The sequence below is a fragment of the Pannonibacter anstelovis genome (assembly GCF_036881715.1).
GTDB classification, from domain to species: Bacteria; Pseudomonadota; Alphaproteobacteria; order Rhizobiales; family Stappiaceae; genus Pannonibacter; species Pannonibacter anstelovis.
Window position 1 is genome coordinate 162,334 of the sequence record NZ_JBAKBF010000002.1, and the last position, 19,082, is coordinate 181,415.

Annotated in this window: 19 protein-coding genes; 17 read left to right on the forward strand and 2 right to left on the reverse strand. The window is 63.9% G+C overall.

Going from position 1 to position 19,082, the window contains the following annotated elements; genetic code table 11:
- Positions 1-230: 230 nt before the first annotated feature.
- Genes V6L75_RS03565 through lpxK form a run of 6 tightly spaced genes read left to right on the forward strand, consistent with a single transcriptional unit; the run spans position 231 to position 5,737 of the window.
- Positions 231-1,574 carry a TldD/PmbA family protein gene (locus V6L75_RS03565; protein WP_334250147.1) on the forward strand — a complete coding sequence of 448 codons (1,344 nt, stop codon included), beginning with the start codon at positions 231-233 and terminating at the stop codon, positions 1,572-1,574.
- A complete protein-coding gene (locus V6L75_RS03570) occupies positions 1,561-2,358 on the forward strand; it encodes a 3'(2'),5'-bisphosphate nucleotidase CysQ (RefSeq protein WP_334250148.1) in 798 nt (265 codons plus the stop codon). Before V6L75_RS03565 ends, V6L75_RS03570 begins: the two co-directional genes overlap by 14 nt.
- Positions 2,359-2,417: 59 nt before the next feature.
- Positions 2,418-2,663: a DUF4170 domain-containing protein gene (locus tag V6L75_RS03575; protein ID WP_334250151.1), complete on the forward strand. Its 246-nt coding sequence runs from the start codon at positions 2,418-2,420 to the stop codon at positions 2,661-2,663.
- A 38-nt stretch (positions 2,664-2,701) separates the two neighbouring features.
- The gene (locus V6L75_RS03580) at positions 2,702-3,400 is read left to right on the forward strand and encodes a lysophospholipid acyltransferase family protein (protein ID WP_334250152.1); all 699 of its coding nucleotides are present in this window, start codon (positions 2,702-2,704) and stop codon (positions 3,398-3,400) included.
- Positions 3,393-4,715, forward strand: a complete 1,323-nt coding sequence (locus V6L75_RS03585; RefSeq protein WP_334250153.1) for a 3-deoxy-D-manno-octulosonic acid transferase — start codon at positions 3,393-3,395, stop codon at positions 4,713-4,715. Before V6L75_RS03580 ends, V6L75_RS03585 begins: the two co-directional genes overlap by 8 nt.
- Positions 4,712-5,737 carry a tetraacyldisaccharide 4'-kinase gene (gene lpxK / locus V6L75_RS03590; protein ID WP_334250154.1) on the forward strand — a complete coding sequence of 342 codons (1,026 nt, stop codon included), beginning with the start codon at positions 4,712-4,714 and terminating at the stop codon, positions 5,735-5,737. Before V6L75_RS03585 ends, lpxK begins: the two co-directional genes overlap by 4 nt.
- 508 nt (positions 5,738-6,245) lie before the next feature.
- Here lpxK and V6L75_RS03595 read toward each other — a convergent pair.
- Positions 6,246-6,470, reverse strand: a complete 225-nt coding sequence (locus V6L75_RS03595; protein ID WP_040678048.1) for a DUF2093 domain-containing protein — start codon at positions 6,468-6,470, stop codon at positions 6,246-6,248.
- Between the two features lie 233 nt (positions 6,471-6,703).
- Between V6L75_RS03595 and tldD the strand changes: the two genes are divergently transcribed.
- From tldD to V6L75_RS03610, 3 genes are all read left to right on the forward strand, one after another.
- On the forward strand, positions 6,704-8,143 hold the full coding sequence (gene tldD / locus V6L75_RS03600; protein ID WP_334250155.1) for a metalloprotease TldD: 1,440 nt from the start codon (positions 6,704-6,706) through the stop codon (positions 8,141-8,143).
- 33 nt (positions 8,144-8,176) lie between these two features.
- On the forward strand, positions 8,177-8,791 hold the full coding sequence (locus V6L75_RS03605) for an HAD family hydrolase (RefSeq protein WP_334250156.1): 615 nt from the start codon (positions 8,177-8,179) through the stop codon (positions 8,789-8,791).
- Between the two features lie 80 nt (positions 8,792-8,871).
- The gene (locus tag V6L75_RS03610) at positions 8,872-10,647 is read left to right on the forward strand and encodes a monovalent cation:proton antiporter-2 (CPA2) family protein (protein ID WP_334250157.1); all 1,776 of its coding nucleotides are present in this window, start codon (positions 8,872-8,874) and stop codon (positions 10,645-10,647) included.
- A gap of 68 nt (positions 10,648-10,715) precedes the next feature.
- On the opposite strand, the gene V6L75_RS03615 is transcribed toward V6L75_RS03610, so the two are convergent.
- Positions 10,716-11,267, reverse strand: a complete 552-nt coding sequence (locus tag V6L75_RS03615) for an invasion associated locus B family protein (RefSeq protein ID WP_334250158.1) — start codon at positions 11,265-11,267, stop codon at positions 10,716-10,718.
- A 720-nt stretch (positions 11,268-11,987) separates the two neighbouring features.
- On the opposite strand from V6L75_RS03615, the gene coxB reads away from it, so the two are divergent.
- The 8 genes from coxB to V6L75_RS03655 all read left to right on the forward strand — a co-directional run bounded on the left by coxB (position 11,988) and on the right by V6L75_RS03655 (position 19,017).
- Complete coding sequence (gene coxB / locus V6L75_RS03620; protein ID WP_425498665.1) at positions 11,988-12,890, forward strand: cytochrome c oxidase subunit II; 903 nt, start codon at positions 11,988-11,990, stop codon at positions 12,888-12,890.
- 153 nt (positions 12,891-13,043) lie between these two features.
- A complete protein-coding gene (ctaD, locus tag V6L75_RS03625) occupies positions 13,044-14,639 on the forward strand; it encodes a cytochrome c oxidase subunit I (RefSeq protein WP_334250159.1) in 1,596 nt (531 codons plus the stop codon).
- A gap of 240 nt (positions 14,640-14,879) precedes the next feature.
- Positions 14,880-15,818, forward strand: coding sequence for a heme o synthase (gene cyoE / locus V6L75_RS03630; RefSeq protein ID WP_425498666.1), 939 nt, complete (start codon positions 14,880-14,882; stop codon positions 15,816-15,818).
- Positions 15,819-15,826: 8 nt separating this feature from the next.
- Complete coding sequence (locus V6L75_RS03635; protein ID WP_334250160.1) at positions 15,827-16,003, forward strand: hypothetical protein; 177 nt, start codon at positions 15,827-15,829, stop codon at positions 16,001-16,003.
- Between the two features lie 20 nt (positions 16,004-16,023).
- The gene (locus V6L75_RS03640) at positions 16,024-16,638 is read left to right on the forward strand and encodes a cytochrome c oxidase assembly protein (RefSeq protein WP_334250161.1); all 615 of its coding nucleotides are present in this window, start codon (positions 16,024-16,026) and stop codon (positions 16,636-16,638) included.
- Between the two features lie 63 nt (positions 16,639-16,701).
- The gene (locus V6L75_RS03645; protein ID WP_334250162.1) at positions 16,702-17,574 is read left to right on the forward strand and encodes a cytochrome c oxidase subunit 3; all 873 of its coding nucleotides are present in this window, start codon (positions 16,702-16,704) and stop codon (positions 17,572-17,574) included.
- Positions 17,575-17,673: 99 nt separating this feature from the next.
- Entirely contained in the window at positions 17,674-18,084 is a 411-nt protein-coding gene (locus V6L75_RS03650) for a DUF983 domain-containing protein (protein ID WP_334250163.1), read from the forward strand.
- Positions 18,085-18,234: 150 nt separating this feature from the next.
- Entirely contained in the window at positions 18,235-19,017 is a 783-nt protein-coding gene (locus V6L75_RS03655) for an SURF1 family protein (RefSeq protein WP_334250164.1), read from the forward strand.
- Positions 19,018-19,082 lie beyond the last annotated feature (65 nt).

Sequence of the window (19,082 nt, forward strand, 5' to 3'; positions counted from 1 at the left end):
CCTTGTTTTTGAGGTGGGCCTCGTGAATGACAACAACCTACGCAACAGCAGGTGGGCATTGCCTTAACAGGCGTGGTTAAGAAAAGATGATCTGATTCAGGGTTATCAAAGACTAACCAGTTACTTAAGGAAAAACTTACTTTGCTTATGCAGCCCGCGCGGAAAGCCCGGTCTTGCCGCTTGTCCGCTGGCGCCTTAAACAGGGGCATGACAAGGAGAAAAGACCAGCCATGAGCGATCTCGTCGACAAGCGGGTACTGGAAGAGCGGGCAGCGCGCCTTGTGGAGGCTGCGCGCCGTGCGGGCGCCGATGCCTGCGATGCGGTGGCCATCACGGGTGTTTCCCTGGGCGTCGAGGTGCGGGAAGGCAAGGTCGAGGAAACCGAACGCGCCGAGGGCGATGATGTCACCTTGCGCGTCTTTGTGGGCAAGCGCACCGCCTCCGTCTCGGCCAACACTCTGCAGGATCTTGATGGCCTTGCTGCCCGTGCCGTGGCCATGGCCCGTGTGGCGCCGGAAGATCCCTATGCCGGTCTTGCGGAGGAAGAGCGCCTGCTGAAAACACTGCCGGAACTGGAACTGCTGGATACGCATCAGCCGTCTGCCGGTGAACTGAAAGAGATGGCGCTGGCCGCAGAAGAGGCCGGCCTGTCTGTTGCCGGTGTCAGCCGGTCCGGCGGGGCGAGTGCCTCCTGGCGGCTGGGCGGCATGGTGCTGGCGACGAGCCACGGCTTCACCGGCTCCTACACCAGCTCCCGCTTTGGCCTGTCCATGACGGCGGTGGCCGGGGAGGGCACGGCCATGGAGCGGGATTTCGACTTCGATTCCCGCACCTTCTTCGCCGATATGGACGCCCCGGCGCTGATCGGCCAGCGGGCGGGCGAGCGGGCCGTGCGGCGGCTCAATCCGAAGAAGCTGTCCACCCGCAAGGGTCATGTGATTTATGAGGCGCGTGCTGCGCGCAGTCTGCTGGGGCATCTGGCCGGAGCTATAAACGGCGCGGCCATTGCCCGCGGCACGAGTTTTCTGAAAGACAGGATGAATGAGCGCGTCTTCGCGCCCGGAATCCGCATCAGCGACAATCCGCACAAGCCGCGCGGCGCAGCCACCCGCCCCTTCGACGGAGAGGGTACCGGTGCTTTGCCGCTTGATATGATCGAGGATGGGTTCCTGCGGCACTGGTTCCTGGATGGGGCAACCGCGCGGGAGCTTGGCCTTGCCGCCAATGGCCGCGCCCACCGGGGCGGCTCCGGCACATCGCCCGGCGCCACGAACCTGACGCTGCATCCGGGCACGGAAAGCCCGGAGGAGATGATGCGTGCCCTCGGCTCCGGACTTCTGGTGACGGATCTGATCGGCCACGGTGCCAATGGCGTGACCGGTGACTATTCACGCGGTGCTTCCGGTTTCTGGTTCGAGAATGGCGAGATCGTTGAGGCGGTCAGCGAGATCACCATTGCAGGCAACCTGAAGGACATGTTTGCCCGGATGCGTCCGGCCAATGATCTGGATGCGCGCTACTCCACCGCCTGCCCCTCTGTCGTCATTGAGGACCTGACCATTGCCGGAAACTGACCCTGGCCTGCTGGCGGATCTTGCGCTTCTGGAAGCTGCTGCCCGCAAGGCCGGAGAAATTACTCTCGGATTCTTCGGGCGCGATCCGCAGACCTGGATGAAGGCCGGCAGCTCGCCTGTTTCCGAAGCGGATATGGCCGCCGATGCATATCTGCGCGAGACGCTGCTCGCTGCCCGTCCGGACTATGGCTGGCTGTCGGAGGAAACGGCGGATACGCCCGACCGGCTTGGCAAGACGCGTGTTTTCGTGGTGGACCCGATCGACGGCACCCGGGCCTTTCTGGCCGGCAAGGATGAGTGGACCATTTCGCTGGCGGTTGTTGAAAACGGCCGCCCAGTGGTGGCGGTGCTGCTTAATCCCGTGAGGGGTGAGCTTTTCACCGCCGTCGCGGGCTGCGGCACCCGCCTCAACGGGCGGCTGGTGACGGCGCGCGTGCGTGAGGACCTGACGGGGGCAACGCTGCTGGGGCCGCAGGGCCTGCTCAACCGGGCTGCCGAAGAGGGCGGCATCGTGCCTTCCGGCACCATCGGCTCACTGGCCTACCGTATCGCCAAGGTGGCCGCCGGAGATGTGGACCTCGCTGCCGCGCGGGCCAATGCTCATGATTGGGATCTTGCGGCTGCCGATCTTTTGGTGCAGGAAGCGGGTGGACGGCTGACGGACTGGTCTGGCGCTGCATGTCTTTACAACCGCGAGGCGCTGCAGCACCCGGAACTGGTGGCCGCCGGTGAGGCGCTGTCGCCAAAGGCTTCAGCCTTTCTGCGCGGCCTGAAGCTGCGCTGAGGCCCTGCGCCACAGGAATGCCACCCGATTGCCGCAAGACAAGACGCAAGGAGCACATCGTGACGAACAGCACCGGAAACGAGCCCAAGCAGCTGCTGCATCTGGTCTTCGGGGGCGAGCTGGAAAGCCCGGAGGGCCTGACCTTCCGTGATCTCGACAAGCTCGACATCGTCGGCATCTACCCGAATTACGCGACGGCCTACACCGCCTGGAAGAGCAAGGCACAAGCCACCGTCGACAACGCGCACATGCGCTATTTCATCGTCCACATGCACCGCCTGCTGGACCCGGAAACCGCCGCCTGAGAGCCTCTTGATCCCTCAGGCGTGACGTCAGGAACAGAATGCTTAAGAAACTCGGCCGGAATCCCGCGCTGTTGAAGGCCGCTGGCTTGCTGCTGGCGGCTTACCTGCGTCTCGTGCGCAAGACGAACAGCATGGTCATTGATCCGCCGGATGCCTATGAGCGGCTGCAGCCGCACCGGCCCTTCATCTGCGCCATGTGGCACGGCCAGCATTTCATGATGCCCTTTACCCGGCCGGATGACTGGGACGTGCATGTGATGATCTCCCGCTCTGCAGATGGCGAGATCAACGCGACGGCAGCGGAGAAGCTGGGCCTGAAGCTGATCCGTGCTTCGGGCAGCCAGAAGTCCTATCAGATCACGAAGCGCGGCGGCATGCGCGGCTTCATCGAGGGCCTTCGTGTGCTGAAGGAGGGCGGCATCATGGCCCTGACGGCAGATGTGCCGAAAGGACCTGCCCGTGTTGCCGGGCAGGGCATCGTGCAGATGGCCCGCTACTCCGGCCGCCCCATCGTGCCCTTCGCCATTGCTACCAGCCGCTTTATCTCCTTCAACAGTTGGGACAAGGCGAGCCTGAACCTGCCGTTCGGCCGCGCCGCCATCGCTATTGGCGAGCCCATCTATGTGGCCAATGATGCCGATGACGAGGCGCTGGAAGTGGCCCGCCTTGCCGTCGAGGCAGGCCTCAACGAAGTGACGGCCCGCGCCTATGCCCTGACCGGTAAGCGCCATGGCTGACGCGCGCGCCGCTGCCGCCGCATCTTTCCCCTTGCGCGCCTATGGAGCTGTAGCAGGTCTTGCCTTGCCGGTCCTGAAGCTGCTGCATGCCTCCCGCGTGCGGGCGGGCAAGGAAGATCCGGCACGGCGCGGCGAGCGTTTCGGTGTGGCGTCCCTGCCACGCCCGCAAGGCCGGCTGGTCTGGCTGCATGCGGCCAGCGTTGGCGAAACCAACTCGGTTTTGCCGCTGATCGAACGGCTGACGGGGGAGGGCGCAAGCGTGCTCCTGACCACGGTAACGCGCACATCGGCGGAAATAGCCGCGCAGCGCCTGCCGCAGGGCGCGTTCCATCAATATGCCCCCTTTGATGCACCGCAGCTTGTCCGCCGGTTCCTGACACACTGGCAGCCGGATCTGGCGCTGGTGGTGGAATCGGAAATCTGGCCCGGCACCTTCGCCCGGCTGGCGCGGACGGGCATTCCGCTTGCCATCATCAACGGGCGCATGTCGGCCCGTTCCGGCGCCAAGTGGGAGAAGAGCGGCGCTTTCGGCCGTGCCGTCTTCGGCTGCGTCAGCCTGTGCCTCGCCCAGAGCGAGGCGGATGCCGCACGCTACCGCAAGCTCGGCGTTGCTGATGTGCGCTCCCCCGGCAACCTGAAATTCGACGCCGCCGCACCGCAGGCTGATCCTGCCGCCGTTGCAGCCCTGTCGGCGCAGATGGCAGGCCGTCCGCTTTGGCTCGCCGCGTCCACCCACCCGGGCGAGGATGAAACCGTGCTCGCCGCCCACAAGCATCTGGCGGAGCGCTTCCCCGGCCTGCTGACGCTGCTGATGCCGCGCCATCCGGTGCGCGGCGGTGACATTGCGGCGCTGGCTTCAGGTGCTGGCCTCAAGGCCGCACAGCGCTCCTGCGGGGCGTTTCCGGTGGCGGATCTCGATGTCTATATCGCCGACACGCTGGGCGAGATGGGGCTGTTCCTGCGGCTGGCACCGGCTGTCTTCCTCGGCGGATCTTTTGCGCCCGTGGGTGGCCACAATCCGGTGGAACCGGCGCAGTTGAACGTGCCTCTCGTCACCGGGCCGCTCGTTGCCAATGCGCGGGCCGTCTACCGCGACCTGTGGGATGCGCAGGCGGCCGTGCGCGTCGATGATCCGGCAGAACTTGGCCCCGCCATCGCCCGGCTTCTGGCCGATGAGCCGGGCCGCAAGGCCATGGCAGCGCGTGCCTTCGCGGTGGCGGAGGCGGGTGCAGGCGCTCTGGATCGCACGCTGGAACATCTGCGGTCTTTGCTCTACGCTGACAGCGGTGCAAGGGACGGGATTTCCGGGGAATGAGAACGGCTCCAGCCTTCTGGTGGCATGACAGGATCAGCCTGAAGGCCGCGCTGCTTTCGCCTCTCTCCTTCATTTATGGCGCGGTCTCCGGCCGCCGCATGCATCAGGCGCCATCGGCCCATGCCAGCCTGCCGGTCATCTGCATCGGCAATTTCGTCGTGGGCGGGGCGGGCAAGACGCCCTTTGCTTTGAAACTCTGCGCTCTGCTCAAGGCCGAGGGGCATAAGCCGGTTTTCCTGCTGCGCGGCTATGGCGGGCGGCTGAAGGGCCCGGTGCTGGTGGACCCGGAAAAGCACAGCGGCGCGGATGTGGGCGACGAGGCCTTTCTGCTGGCCGCCGCCGCCCCCACGATCGTTGCCGCCAACAGGCCGGAGGGCGCCGCCTTTGCCGCCACGCTGGAGGCAAGCCTCATTCTGATGGACGATGGCTTCCAGAACCCGGCACTGGCCAAGGATCTGACGCTGGCTCTGGTGGATGCGCAAGTGGGCACCGGCAACGGGTTATGCCTGCCTGCCGGACCCTTGCGCGCGCCGCTTGCCACCCAGATCCGCAAGGCCGATGCTCTGGTGGTGGTGGGCGAGGGCACCCGCGCCGCCAGGGCCGTGCATCTCGCCGCCCGGCGCGGCCTGCCGATCATCGAGGCGAAGATCATGCCCACAAACGGGGCAGAATTCGACGGGCAGAAGGTGCTGGCCTATGCGGGCATCGGAAGGCCGCAGAAATTTTTCGCAAGCCTTGCCGCCACGGGGGCTGAAGTGGTGGAGGCCCGCGCCTTTGGCGATCATCACCCTTATTCGGAAGCTGAAGCGCAAAGCCTTCTCACCCGCGCCGAAACGGACAACCTGCAACTGGTGACCACCGCCAAGGACATGGCCCGCATCGAAAGCGCCGAGGGCGAGATCTACCGCTGGCTTGCCAAGCGCTCCGCCGTGCTGGAAGTGGATATGCGCATCGAGCCGCAATCCCGCCTCATGGACCTCATCTCCGAAACCCTCCGCCGCCGCCCCTTCCGCAGCCGGTGAGGGGGCTGTCTTCCCGCAGAGAAGCGGCGAAGAGCCGGCAGTCATGTCACGCAAGCGCGTATTCTGAGCGCAGATCCTGCCCTCTTGCCATGACTGCGGCGCAGTTGGCCAAACCAGCAGGCAGAGAAACCCTCACAGGTCCCGGCTCAAGGCCGGGACGGCACAGTGGGGATGGTCAGGCAGCGTTCTTTGAACTTGGAGAAGGTGGAATTGCCCCAGAAGGCAATCCAGACTGCTGACAAACCTTCGGCCTCTCCATCGTCATCCTCGGCCTTGCGCCGAGGATCTAACCAAATCAATGGCTTTCAGATGGCCGGGACAAGCCCGGCCAGGACGAAAGAGGAGAGCTCTTGCTTTGTCAACGACCTCAATTGCCCCAGAAGGCAATCATTTCTCCGTGCCGTCCCGGCCTTGAGCCGGGACCCGCAAGGGACGCAGGGCATGTCATGCCCGATCCCCCGCTGTCCCGCATGCACAGCGGGCTAACCAGCCCCGGACAGAAAAAACCTCAGAGGTCCTTGCCCTCGAACTGCACGAAGCGGGTGTGGGCGGCGGCGGGGTCCACATAGGCCTCCTGACGCTCCACGTTCCAGTATTTCAGCTCATCCAGTGGAATGGCCTGCCCGGTCACGGCGCAGCGCACGAAGGTGCCGGGAGACTCGATCTGGAAATCACCATCCAGATAGCGCAAACGCGCTTCACCCGGCATGCGCGGGGTTTCCATACGGTTCATCTCATCTCTCTCCTGCATCCGGCCCACCCCTGAGGCAAGCCCCAACTCTTGCGCCGGTTATGGCCGGAAGCCGGGGGATGGTCAATGCTGGGGGAGTTTTGTCTGCTGGAAGTCAAATCGTGCAAGCTCCGCCCACAGGGGATGAATTCCCCCACCTGACCCGCTATGTTACCTCAAAACCGGTGCTCCCTCTGCACCGGTTCCCCATTCCGCAAGTCAGCTGAAAGACACCGATGAGCCAGTCCCCTTCTGCCGCCGCAATTCCGGATCTGATTGAAGCCTCGGGGCTCGGGATGGAGGCGGCGCGGCGGATTGTGGGGGAGGCGCTGGCGGGGGCGGATGATGGGGAGCTGTTTGTGGAATACCGGCAGTCGGAAGGGCTGGTGTTCGACAATGGCCGTCTGAAGGGCGCCAATTACGATACGTCGCAGGGCTTTGGCCTGCGGGCTGTCTGCGGTGAGGCGGCTGGTTATGCCCATTCGGGCGAGATTTCGGAGGCGGCGCTAAAGCGGGCGGCGGATGCCGTGTCTGCGGTGCGCTCCGGCCATGCGGGCAGCTATGCCGCCGCGCCCGCCCGCACCAATGTGCAGCTTTACCCGGACCTCAACCCGCTGGCGGGGCCGAGCTTTGAGGAGAAGGTGAAGCTGCTGCAGGAGATTGATGCCTTTGCGCGGGCGCGTGATCCGCGCGTGCGGCAGGTCACGGCCTCCATCGGCGGCTCCTGGCAGGTGGTGGACATTCTGCGGGCCGATGGGCACCGGGTGCGTGATGTGCGGCCCATGGTCAGCCTGTCCATCTCCGTGGTCGCGGCCTCGGGCGAGCGCATGGAAACCGGCTCCTTCGGCTGCGGCGGGCGCGAGGGCTTTGCCCGCTTCATCACGCCGGAGGCCTGGCAGGCAGGTGTGGATGAGGCGCTGCGCCGGGCGCTGGTCAATCTGGAGGCAGTGCCCGCGCCTGCCGGTACGTTTGACGTGGTGATGGGTCCCGGCTGGCCGGGCATCCTGCTGCATGAGGCGGTGGGCCACGGCCTGGAAGGGGATTTCAACCGCAAGAAGACGTCTGCCTTCGCCGGGCTGATGGGCCAGCGCGTGGCAGCCCCCGGTGTCACCATCGTCGATGACGGTACGATTGCCGGCCGGCGCGGCTCCATCACCGTGGATGACGAGGGCACGCCTTCGGCCTCAACGCCGCTGATCGAGGACGGCATTCTGGTGGGCTACATGCAGGACCGGCAGAATGCCCGCCTGATGGGGATGAAGCCCACCGGCAATGGCCGCCGCCAGTCCTTCGCGCATATTCCCATGCCGCGCATGACCAACACCATCATGATGGGCGGCGACAAGGACCCGCAGGAAATCCTCTCCTCGGTGAAGAACGGCATCTATGCCGTGTCCTTCGGCGGCGGGCAGGTGGATATCACCAGCGGCAAGTTCGTCTTCTCCTGCACGGAAGCCTACCGCATCGAGAACGGCAAGGTCGGCGCGCCGCTGAAGGGGGCGATGCTGATCGGCAACGGCCCGGATGCGCTGACCCGCGTCAGCATGATCGGCAATGACATGGCGCTGGATCCGGGCATGGGCACCTGCGGCAAGCAGGGTCAGGGGGTGCCGGTGGGCGTCGGCCAGCCATCCCTGCGGCTCGACGGGCTGACCGTCGGCGGCACGGCGGTCTGAGTCTTTGCCTTTGCTCCTGTTGCGGGACTTTCCATGACCATCAGCTTCGTCATCTTCGACATGGACGATGTGCTTTATGACTTTGACCGGGAGGCCCGGCGGCAGGCGCTGGAGCGGCTGACTGGCCGCCCGCGCAGCCTGTTTGAGCCCGCCATCTGGGGCTCGGGCTGGGAGGCCCGGGCAGAAGCGGGCAATCCGGCAACGGCGGAGGGCTACCTTGCCGGCTTCTCGCAAGGGCTGGGCCATCCCATTTCCGAAGCCGACTGGGCGCGCATCCGCAAGTCCGTCATGCGCCCGCGCCCGCCCGTGCTGGCGCTGGCCAATGCGGTGAGTGAGCAGGCCGATACGGCGCTTCTGACCAACAATGGCATGCTGCTCGGCAAGGTGCTGGGCCACTGCGCGCCGGAGGCGATCGACATCTTCGGCGAGCAGGCGCATGTCTCGGCAGAATTTGGCGCCCGCAAGCCAGACCCGGCAGTCTATCTGCGCCTGTGCGAGCGCTACGGCCATGATCCGGCGGCAACGCTGATGGTGGACGACCTGCCGGAGAATATCGAAGGTGCTGAGGCCGCCGGTCTCAAGGGGCATCTCTATCAGACGCCGGAGGGCCTGCGCGCCGCCCTGCGCAGCTTCGGTTTCGAGGTTTGATGGCGGCATAGGGGAACTTTCCGCCTTGCCAGCACCGGAGCGGCGGTGGGATATGAAGGCCTGAACATCAGGAAACGTCCATGGCCGCTGCATCCGCCCCTCCGCTTTTTACGGAAGCGATCATCTTTCTGGCTGCAACTGTCGTTGCCGTGCCGCTGGCCAAGCGGCTCGGCATCGGTTCCGTCGTCGGCTATCTGATTGCCGGCATGGCGATTGGCCCCTTCGGCTTCAATGCCTTTGGTGCCGCGCCGATGGTGCTGGGGGTGGCGGAACTCGGCGTGGTGCTGCTGCTCTTCGTCATCGGGCTGGAGCTGGATGGGAGCCGCCTGTGGCGCATGCGCCGCGATATTCTGGGCCTTGGCACGGCGCAGGTGCTGCTGACGGGCGCGGCCATCTATGCTCTTCTGCGGCTGATGGGCAAGGATCTGGAGCCGGCGCTGGTGGCCGGGTTTGGCCTCGCGCTCTCCTCCACTGCCTTTGCCCTGCAGATCCTGCAGGAGCGCGGCCAGCTGTCCTCAGCCTATGGGCAGAGGGCCTTCGGCGTGCTGCTTCTGCAAGACATCGCCATCGTGCCGCTGCTGGCGATGGTGGCCATTCTTGCCCCCTCCGGGGCGGAGGGGGCGTCTCAGGGGGCGCTGCAGGAGATCGGGCTGACACTTGGCGCGGTGCTGGGGGTGGTGGTGGCCGGGCGCTATCTGATGACGCCGCTGTTCCTGCTGCTGGCCCGCAGCAAGGCGCGGGAGGTGATGCTCGCGGCAGCCCTTCTGGTGGCCCTTGGCAGTGCGGGCATCATGCATGCGGTGGGCCTTTCCATGGCGCTGGGGGCATTTCTGGCGGGTGTGCTGCTGGCCGAATCCAGCTTCCGGCACACGCTGGAGGCCGACATCGAGCCGTTCCGCTCGCTGCTGATGGGGCTCTTCTTCGTGGCCGTGGGCATGTCGCTGGATTTCACCGTTCTGGCTGTCAGCTGGATGCAGGTGGCCGCCGGTGTGATTGCGCTGATGCTGGTCAAAGGTGGGCTGCTCTGGGCGCTGGCGCGGGTGTCAGGCTCCAGCAATGCCGATGCCTTGCGCATAGCCGTCACCTTGCCGCAAGGAGGCGAGTTTGCCTTCGTTCTGTTCACTGCAGCAGTGTCGCAGGGGATTTTCGGCGCCAGTGAGGCCAGCATCCTGACGGCGGTGGTCATTGTCTCCATGCTGCTGACGCCCGTTGCCTGCGCCGGCCTGGACTATCTCGGGGCCCGGCTGAAGGCGCGGGGCGTCGAGGCGCCGTTCGCCGAGACCTTCGAGGATGCGGCCCCAGTGGTTCTTGTCATCGGCTTCGGCCGGTTCGGCATGATGGTGGCGCAGCTTCTGACATCGGAGGGGCTGGAGATCACGGCCATCGATCTGCGCCCGGAGCGCATCGCCTATGCACGCAAGCTCGGATACAAGGTCTATTATGGCGATGCCACCCGCGCCGATGTGCTGATGGCGGCAGGGGCGGGCAAGGCGGCGCTGATCGCCCTGTGCGTTGAAAATGACAGTGTGATGGACCGCGCCATTCACGCCATCCGCGATGCCTGCCCGCAGGCGCGGCTGTTCTGCCGTGCCACCAGCCAGACCCATGCGCTGGCATTGACGCGGCTTGGTGTTGACTTCCACATCCGGGAAACCTTCGAATCCAGCATCGCTTTTGGCCGCGCTGCCCTGGAAGCACTGGGCATCCCGGATGAGCGGATCAACGAAATTGTGGAAGATGTGCGCCGCCGCGACCGGGAGCGGACGGAACTTCAGCTGAACGAGGGCGAATTTGCCGGCACGGACCGGCTGCATGCACTCACACCGCGCGATGAGGCGTCAAAGCGGGACAGGTGAGGCAATGAAAAGACCCGCCGGCCGAAGCAGCAGGCGGGTCCTGAAAGCACAGATTTCTCAGACAGCGATCACGGCAGAGCGTCGAAACCGGCCGAGAAGCCGGAGAGCGAGATCGGGATGCCGATTCCTTCTTCCGGTGTCTGGAAGATGATGAAGGTGGCCTGCTTGCCGCTGCGCAGCTTGCCCACCACATCATCCTGCAGGATCACTTCGGCGATGCAGCCATTGGGCAGGCAGCGGACGAAGGCGGCGCGGCCAATGTCGGCGTCATCAACACGCAGGCCAAGGCCGGAGGGCAGCAGCACGCCGAGTGGCGCCAGCACGCGCAGGATTCGCGCCTGCTTGTCGGCAGTTTTCAGCACAATGACTGAAAGGCCCACATTGTCCCGGTCTTCCGCCGTCACGTTCTGGATAAGGGCACACTGCTCGCTTTCGGCACCCGGAGGGGTGTCGCAGCGCATCTGCCAGTCACCGTGAACAGCCTTCACCTCGCCCTGGGCAAGGGCAGGACTGGTGATGGCCTGTGATCCCAGGCCCAAAAGGAGGCCAAAAACCGGGGCGGCAAAAGCGGCAAGGCGCGGGATACGGGTCAGCAAGGACTTTTCTCCGACTGGGGTCATTCAACGCCGCAAGGGGCGAATCAGGTTCTTAAAACTCAATACACAATGCCGCAAGCGGGCAGAGTGATCCACATTTCAATAGGCTCCATGGCAGAAGCAAGGCGGAAGCGCTGCAAGAGGCGGGAAAAATCCGTGCCTGCCGCTGGCTGCGTTGATTCTGATCAATCTGTGCCATGGACATGGCCCGGGTGCCGGAGGTTCCAGCCAAGCTGTAAAATATTGACAAGGATCAAGGCGGGGAAATGGACAACCTCTGGCGAAATCACGACAAAGCCATTGCTAAGGCCGTTCTCTTGTGGTTTTTGTGCCCGGAGAGGGAGAAGTGACAAGGCTGCGGCAGAACGTCGCTCCTCCCTTCGCCGCATCGTGCAGCATGCGGTTATATGCGTATTATCATACGCGAAACGGACGCGAGACACTCCGGTCTGATGCAGGGCGCCAGCAGGGCGCCGGCCTCGGGCGGGAGGTTTGGCTGTCCGGAGAGATTTGAAGGTTCTGCCTTGACGACGAGGCAGCAGAGCACCCGCCGGACTTCGGATTGGCTCCGGGCGGGGCGAGCTGCAGGCGGAACCGGAGGATGTCCCTATCCCGCAAGGTGGGGATGGAGAATCTCTGCTTCAAGGGCAGGCCGCCCGGAGGCGGACACAAGGAAAACCGCCGCAAGGCGGGCGAATTGAGCATGATCCGCCCGGGGGGCGGGCAAGGGAAGGGAGCGCGGACGTGAAGGCAAGCTTCAAGCGTCTCATTGCGGCAGGTGCAGCGGCAGTCTTGCTGGCGGGAACCGCCGGTGCGGCAATGGCCGAAGTTTCGGGCGGTATGTCCAGCTGGCAGCTTGGTCTGCAGAATTCCGTCACGACCGTGATGGACGACATTCACTGGTTCAAGAACTTCACCCTGGTCATCATCACGGTCATCACGCTGTTTGTGCTGGCCCTGCTGCTTTATGTGATGGCGCGGTTCAGCCGCAAGGCGAACCCGACGCCTTCGCGCACCTCGCACAACACGATGATCGAAGTTGCGTGGACAGTCGTTCCGATCCTGATCCTCGTTGTCATCGCCGTGCCGTCTTTCCGCCTGCTGTACAAGCAGGTCGAGCTTCCGGCCTATGACATGACGGTCAAGGCAACCGGATACCAGTGGTACTGGGGTTACGAGTACACGGACGAGGCTCTGGCAGGCATCTCTTTCGATGCCCTGATGCTCAAGGATGACGAGCGCCAGAAGGTTGCAGATGAGCGCGGCGTGCCGCTTCAGGACGTGCCGCGTCTGCTGGCAACCGACTATGAAGTCATCATCCCGGTCAACAAGACCGTGCGCGTCCAGGTGACGGCTGCGGACGTGATCCACTCCTTTGCCATGCCTGCTTTTGGCATCAAGATCGACGCGATCCCGGGCCGGCTGAACGAGACCTGGTTCAATGCCCGCGAAACCGGCATCTACTACGGCCAGTGCTCCGAGCTGTGCGGCAAGGACCATGCCTTCATGCCGATCGCCATCCGGGTGGTTACTCAGGAGCAGTTCGACGCCTGGGCCGAGGCCGCAAAGACGGATGTCGACAGCGCGAACAAGCAGCTGATGGCCTCCATCGCTGCCGAGCGCAAGATGGCCGTCGCCGCCCGCTGAGGCAGATGAATACGGTGCGGTGGCCAGGCCACCACACCTGCTGAAGCTGAAACGGATGTTGCGGAACTCCCGCAGCATCCGGTCAAATCCAGAGGGGCGTGGAGGCAAGAGGAGCCGCCCGCCCTGCCGTGAATTTCAAGAGGGAGCAAGATCATGGCTGCGGCTGCTGCGCATGGCGCTCATGACCATCCGACTGGTTTCCGCCGGTGGGTCTTTTCGACCAACCACAAGGACATCGGCATTCTCTATCTCATCTTCGCGATCATCGCCGGCATCATCGGCGGCGCGCTCTCGGTCGGCATCCGCATGGAGCTGCAGGAGCCGGGGATGCAGATCTTCTCCAACCCGGATCTGTTCAACGTCTTCACGACGTCGCACGGCCTGATCATGATCTTCTTCATGGTGATGCCTGCGCTGATCGGCGGCTACGCCAACTATTTCGTGCCGATCATGATCGGCGCGCCGGACATGGCTTTCCCGCGCATGAACAACATCTCCTTCTGGCTGCTGCCGCCGTCCTTCGCGCTGCTGCTGCTGTCGCTGTTCGTGGAAGGCGCTCCGGGCTCCACCGGTGTGGGTGGCGGCTGGACGATGTATCCGCCCTATTCGTCCTCCGGACAGCCTGGCCCGGCCGTTGACCTCGCCATCCTGGCGCTGCACATTTCCGGCGCTTCGTCGATCCTGGGCGCGATCAACTTCATCACCACTATCTTCAACATGCGTGCGCCGGGCATGACCCTGCACAAGATGCCGCTGTTTGCATGGTCGGTGCTGATCACCGCGTTCCTGCTGCTGCTGTCGCTGCCTGTTCTGGCCGGCGCCATCACCATGCTTCTGACGGACCGCAACTTCGACACCGCCTTCTTCAATCCGGCTGGTGGCGGTGACCCGATCCTGTTCCAGCATCTGTTCTGGTTCTTCGGTCACCCGGAAGTGTACATCCTGATCCTGCCGGCTTTCGGCATCGTCAGCCACATCGTGTCCACCTTCTCCCGCAAGCCGATCTTCGGTTACCTGGGCATGGCCTATGCCATGGTGGCCATCGGCGTTGTCGGCTTCATCGTGTGGGCCCACCACATGTATACGGTCGGCATGTCCGTTGAGACGCAGGCTTACTTCGTGGCCGCCACCATGGTGATCGCGGTTCCGACAGGCGTGAAGATTTTCTCCTGGATTGCGACCATGTGGGGTGGCTCCATCGAGTTCCGCACTCCGATGGTCTGGGCAATCGGCTTCATCTTCCTGTTCACCGTTGGCGGTGTGACGGGCGTGCAGCTGGCCAATGCCGGTCTCGACCGTGCGCTGCATGACACCTACTACGTGGTGGCGCACTTCCACTACGTACTGTCGCTCGGCGCCGTGTTCGGCATCTTCGCGGCCTGGTACTACTGGTTCCCGAAGATCTCCGGCTACATGTACAATGAAGTCATCGGCAAGGCGCACTTCTGGATCACCTTCATCGGTGTGAACCTGGTGTTTTTCCCGCAGCACTTCCTGGGCCTCAACGGCATGCCGCGCCGCTATGCGGACTATCCGGATGCGCTCGCGGGCTGGAACTTCGTGTCCTCGATCGGCTCCTACATCTCGGCCTTCGCGGTGTTCGTCTTCCTGTTCGGTATCCTGGAAGCCTTCATGAAGAAGCGTGTCGCCGGCAACAACCCCTGGGGTGAAGGCGCGACGACGCTGGAGTGGACCCTGTCCTCGCCCCCGCCGTTCCACCAGTTCGAGACGCTGCCGCGCATCAAGTAAGCAGCCCTCTTGCAGGAAACAGAAGTGCCGCGCTGCATGGGCGCGGCACTTCGCCCGGATCCGTCATACGCGAAAAGCCGTATGATTGGCGGATCCGGCGGACAGGTCAGCTGTCCGAACCCTGCTCCGGCAGGCAATCCGAAGAGAAAGGGCAGCGCCAGGTCCCGGGACTGCAGGCGGATAGCCCTCATCCTCACGGTAAACGTGAGGCCTGAGACGCACAGGTACGAGGAAGAGCCGATGTCTCTCGCCGAGAGCAATGACAGGATGACTGCTGGCCCCGCCGTCTGGAACGGTGGCATGGGCTCGGTTGGCGACTACATCGCCCTGCTGAAACCGCGGGTCATGTCGCTCGTGATCTTCACGGCCTTTGTCGGCATGATGCTGGCGCCCGGCTCGATCCATCCCGTGGTCGCCGGTGTTGCGCTCCTGTGCATCGCCATTGGCGCCGGCGCCTCCGGTGCGCTGAACATGTGGTACGACGCGGACATTGATGCCGTGATGACCCGCACGGCCAAGCGCCCGATTCCGGCCGGCAAGGTGACGCCGGATGAAGCGCTGGCCTTTGGCATGACCCTTTCCATCGGTTCGGTCGTCGTGCTCGGCCTTCTGGTCAACTGGTTCGCCGGTGCCTTCCTCGCCTTCACCATCTTCTTCTACGCCGTGGTTTACACCATGTGGCTGAAGCGCTCGACCCCGCAGAACATCGTCATCGGTGGCGCGGCTGGAGCCTTTCCGCCGATGATCGGCTGGGCGTCCGTTACTGGCGGCATCAGCCTCGAAAGCGTTGTTCTCTTCCTCATCATCTTCATGTGGACACCGCCGCATTTCTGGGCTCTGGCCTTGTTCAAGAGCGGGGACTACCGGGCCGCCGGAGTGCCGATGCTTCCGGTCGTGGCTGGTGAGGCGGCGACGCGCAGGCAGATCCTGATCTACTCCATCATCCTTGCGCCGCTGGCTGTTGCACCTTACGCGCTCGGTTTTGCGGGGATTGTCTACGGCATCGCCGCCAGCCTTCTCGGTGCGGTGTTCCTTGGCCTTGCGGTGTCCGTCTACTGGACGCGGGAAGGGGAGGCCGCCCGCAAGGCGGCTGTGCGGCTGTTCAGCTTTTCAATTCTCTATCTTTTCCTTCTCTATGCCCTGATGCTGGGCGAGAGCCTCGCCGGGCGGATGCTCTGAAGACCAAGATGCAAGTGATCACGGAAGCCATGACAGAAGACGGTATCAAACTGACGGAAGAACAGAAGAAGCGCCGCAGAAGCCGCTCGATCGCCATTGCTCTGGCGCTCGCCGGAATGGTGCTGCTGTTCTACGTGGTCACTATCGTCAAGCTGGGCCCCGGCGTCCTGCAGCGGCCCCTTTGAGCGGCGCGTGAGGTAGAGGCATGAACAGCGGTACCAACGAAACCGAAGCCAGGAAGCAGGCGGCCAGCAACCGCCGCGTCGCGCTCGTTTGCGGCGGCATCTTCACGGCCATGGTCGGCGCGTCCTTCGCAGCCGTTCCGCTCTATCAGCTGTTCTGTCAGGTAACGGGTTTTGGCGGCACGACCCAGCGTGCCGAAAGCGACAGCGCGACCGTGATCGACCGCCAGATTACCGTCCGCTTTGATGGCAACATCAATGGCGAGCTGCCCTGGAGCTTCAAGCCGCTGCAGCGCAGTGTGACCCTGCGCATGGGAGAGACCATGCAGGTGGCCTATGAAGCCAGCAACACCGGCCCGGACATGACCATGGGCACATCCGTGTTCAATGTCACGCCTTTCGAGGCAGGGGCCTATTTCAACAAGATGCAGTGTTTCTGCTTCACCGAGCAGGCACTGGCCTCCGGTGAAACGGTCGAAATGCCAGTGGTGTTCTTTGTCGACCCGGCGATGGATGAAGATCCTGACCTGAAGCACGTCAAGGAGATCACCCTATCCTACACCTTCTACCCGGTGCAACATCCGGTCAAACCAGTCGCTGCCAGACCTGCGGATCCGGCAGTGGGGAGCAATTTGTGATGGTTCAGGCCATTGAACGGCCGGTCCGTCCGGAACGCATTTGGAACTTTGGGGAGCATGCCCATGGCTGAGGCACATACCAAGAACCACGACTACCACCTTGTGGACCCGAGCCCCTGGCCGTTCCTGGCTTCGATGGGCGCCTTCGTTCTCGCCCTTGGCGGCATCGGCTTGATGCGCTCGCACAAGGGTGCTGACTTCACCGTCTTCGGTGCTGACCTCACCGGCTGGGGGCTATTCGCCGTTGGCCTCGTAATCGTGCTGTACGTCATGTACGCCTGGTGGCGCGATACCGTTCGGGAATCGCTGGAAGGCCATCACACCCGTGTGGTCAGCCTGCACCTGCGCTACGGCATGATCCTGTTCATCGCTTCGGAAGTGATGTTCTTCGTTGCCTGGTTCTGGGCCTTCTTCGATGCCTCGCTCTTCACCGGCGAAGCCATCCAGTATGCCCGCGTCGAGGCGACTGGCGGCGTCTGGCCACCGGAGGGCATCACCCCGTTTGATCCCTGGCACCTGCCGCTGCTCAACACGCTGATCCTGCTCACCTCCGGCACCACCGTGACCTGGGCACATCATGCGCTGCTCGAGAACGACCGTCAGGGGCTGAAGTGGGGCCTGACCCTCACTGTGGTCCTGGGCGTGATCTTCTCGATCTGCCAGGCCTATGAATATGCCCATGCAAGCTTTGCCTTCTCGGGCAACATTTATGGCGCAACCTTCTACATGGCCACCGGCTTCCACGGCTTCCACGTGATCGTCGGCACCATCTTCCTCGCCGTTTGCCTTATCCGTGCGTCTGCCGGCCAGTTCACCCCGCAGAAGCATTTCGGCTTCGAGGCTGCGGCCTGGTACTGGCACTTCGTGGACGTGGTGTGGCTCTTCCTCTTCGCCACCATCTACATCTGGGGCGCATGGGGCGTTGCCACGCACTGACGTGCGGATGAAACCGGTGTAAACAGAGTGGGCCCGGCCGGGTGGCGTGCATGCCAACTGGCCGGGCCCTTCGCTTTCCGGCGGGCCTGAGAGGTTTCAATGCAGAACAGCTTGCACGACACGGCGCTCTATCCGCCGCAGAATCCGGTGTCCGCCGGTCTGAGATGCCGCTGCCCGCGCTGCGGGGAAGGGCGGCTGTTCCGCGGTTTCCTGACGCCGCGCCCGGCCTGCACGGCCTGCGGCCTCGACCTTGCCTTTGCCGCGGAAAGCGGCGACGGCCCTGCCGTCTTCGTCATCATGATTGTCGGCTTCATCGTGGTGGGGCTGGTGCTGGCGGTGGAACTGGCCTATGCGCCGCCCATATGGCTGCATCTGTTGCTTTGGCTGCCGCTGACAGTCATCCTCGGCCTTGGCGTCCTGCGCCCGCTGAAGGGGCTGATGATCGCCATGCAGTACCGCAATGATGCGGCCGAGGGAAAAATTGATGCGGATGGCCAGGACGAAGCCTGAAACCGGCCGGCTCATACCAAGGCGCTGTGGTGCTGACGCATCATGCCTTAAAAATGCTCAAGCGCCACACGGGCTTAACCAATGCTCGGTGGCACAAGCTCATCGAGCATTGGTGTCAGTAAATCCGCAAGCCGCATAGGATCGAAACACGTGTCCGCTTCAAACCGCTCCTCCCGCTCTCCCGGCCAGTCCGCTGTCCGCCGCCTGCTTGTTCCAGGAGTGGCGGCAGCCATCGGCCTTGCCATTCTCCTCAATCTCGGCCTTTGGCAGATGCAGCGGCTGGCCTGGAAGGAGGCTCTGATCGAACGGGTGACCGCAGATGTGGCGCGGCCGGCTGTACCTGCGCCCGGGCCGCAAGACTGGCCGCAAGTCACCGCTGATCCCCTGACCGACTACCGCCATGTCGCCATCAGCGGCCGCTACCTGCCGGGCGCTGCCTATTACTACACATCCCTGCCGGTGAGCCCGGGCGCCCCGTCCGGCCCCGGCTACATGATCTACAGCCCGCTCGTCACGGACGAAGGCTGGCAGGTGATGATCAACCGGGGCTTCGTGCCGCAAGGGCTGGCTGCGGATATGATGGCGGCACTGGAAACCCCGCCGCCGGGGCCGCAGCAGCTGACGGGTCTTCTGCGCCGCCGGGAGGAGCCGAACTGGACAACCCCTGCCGTAGACACCGGAAAGCGCATCTGGTTTGCCCGTGACACGGACCATATGGCAGAGGTTCTGGGCGCTACCGGCAGCCTCGCGCCCTACAGCATCGATCTTGACGCCGCCTTTACCGGCGCGGACGGACTGCCAAAGGCAGGTGAAACGGTGGTGAAGTTCAAGAACGACCACCTTGGTTACGCGTTGACCTGGTTTGGCCTTGCCGCCACGCTTGCCGGGGTCTTCATCGCCTATGCGGTGCAGACCTTCCGCCGGCGCCCCTGAACCGTTCAAGCTGCAATGCGCCTGCGCGTCTGGAGTGAGGCAGCCGGTTGATCCTGCCGTCAGCT

Excerpts from the sequence above, each read along its gene's own strand:
- V6L75_RS03565 (WP_334250147.1), top strand. The coding sequence starts at position 231 with ATGAGCGATCTCGTCGACAAGCGGGTACTGGAAGAGCGGGCAGCGCGC.
- V6L75_RS03580 (WP_334250152.1), top strand. The coding sequence starts at position 2,702 with ATGCTTAAGAAACTCGGCCGGAATCCCGCGCTGTTGAAGGCCGCTGGC.
- V6L75_RS03585 (WP_334250153.1), top strand. The coding sequence starts at position 3,393 with ATGGCTGACGCGCGCGCCGCTGCCGCCGCATCTTTCCCCTTGCGCGCC.
- lpxK (WP_334250154.1), top strand. The coding sequence starts at position 4,712 with ATGAGAACGGCTCCAGCCTTCTGGTGGCATGACAGGATCAGCCTGAAG.
- V6L75_RS03595 (WP_040678048.1), bottom strand. The coding sequence starts at position 6,470 with ATGAACCGTATGGAAACCCCGCGCATGCCGGGTGAAGCGCGTTTGCGC.
- tldD (WP_334250155.1), top strand. The coding sequence starts at position 6,704 with ATGAGCCAGTCCCCTTCTGCCGCCGCAATTCCGGATCTGATTGAAGCC.
- V6L75_RS03605 (WP_334250156.1), top strand. The coding sequence starts at position 8,177 with ATGACCATCAGCTTCGTCATCTTCGACATGGACGATGTGCTTTATGAC.
- V6L75_RS03610 (WP_334250157.1), top strand. The coding sequence starts at position 8,872 with ATGGCCGCTGCATCCGCCCCTCCGCTTTTTACGGAAGCGATCATCTTT.
- V6L75_RS03615 (WP_334250158.1), bottom strand. The coding sequence starts at position 11,267 with ATGACCCCAGTCGGAGAAAAGTCCTTGCTGACCCGTATCCCGCGCCTT.
- ctaD (WP_334250159.1), top strand. The coding sequence starts at position 13,044 with ATGGCTGCGGCTGCTGCGCATGGCGCTCATGACCATCCGACTGGTTTC.
- cyoE (WP_425498666.1), top strand. The coding sequence starts at position 14,880 with ATGTCTCTCGCCGAGAGCAATGACAGGATGACTGCTGGCCCCGCCGTC.
- V6L75_RS03635 (WP_334250160.1), top strand. The coding sequence starts at position 15,827 with ATGCAAGTGATCACGGAAGCCATGACAGAAGACGGTATCAAACTGACG.
- V6L75_RS03640 (WP_334250161.1), top strand. The coding sequence starts at position 16,024 with ATGAACAGCGGTACCAACGAAACCGAAGCCAGGAAGCAGGCGGCCAGC.
- V6L75_RS03645 (WP_334250162.1), top strand. The coding sequence starts at position 16,702 with ATGGCTGAGGCACATACCAAGAACCACGACTACCACCTTGTGGACCCG.
- V6L75_RS03650 (WP_334250163.1), top strand. The coding sequence starts at position 17,674 with ATGCAGAACAGCTTGCACGACACGGCGCTCTATCCGCCGCAGAATCCG.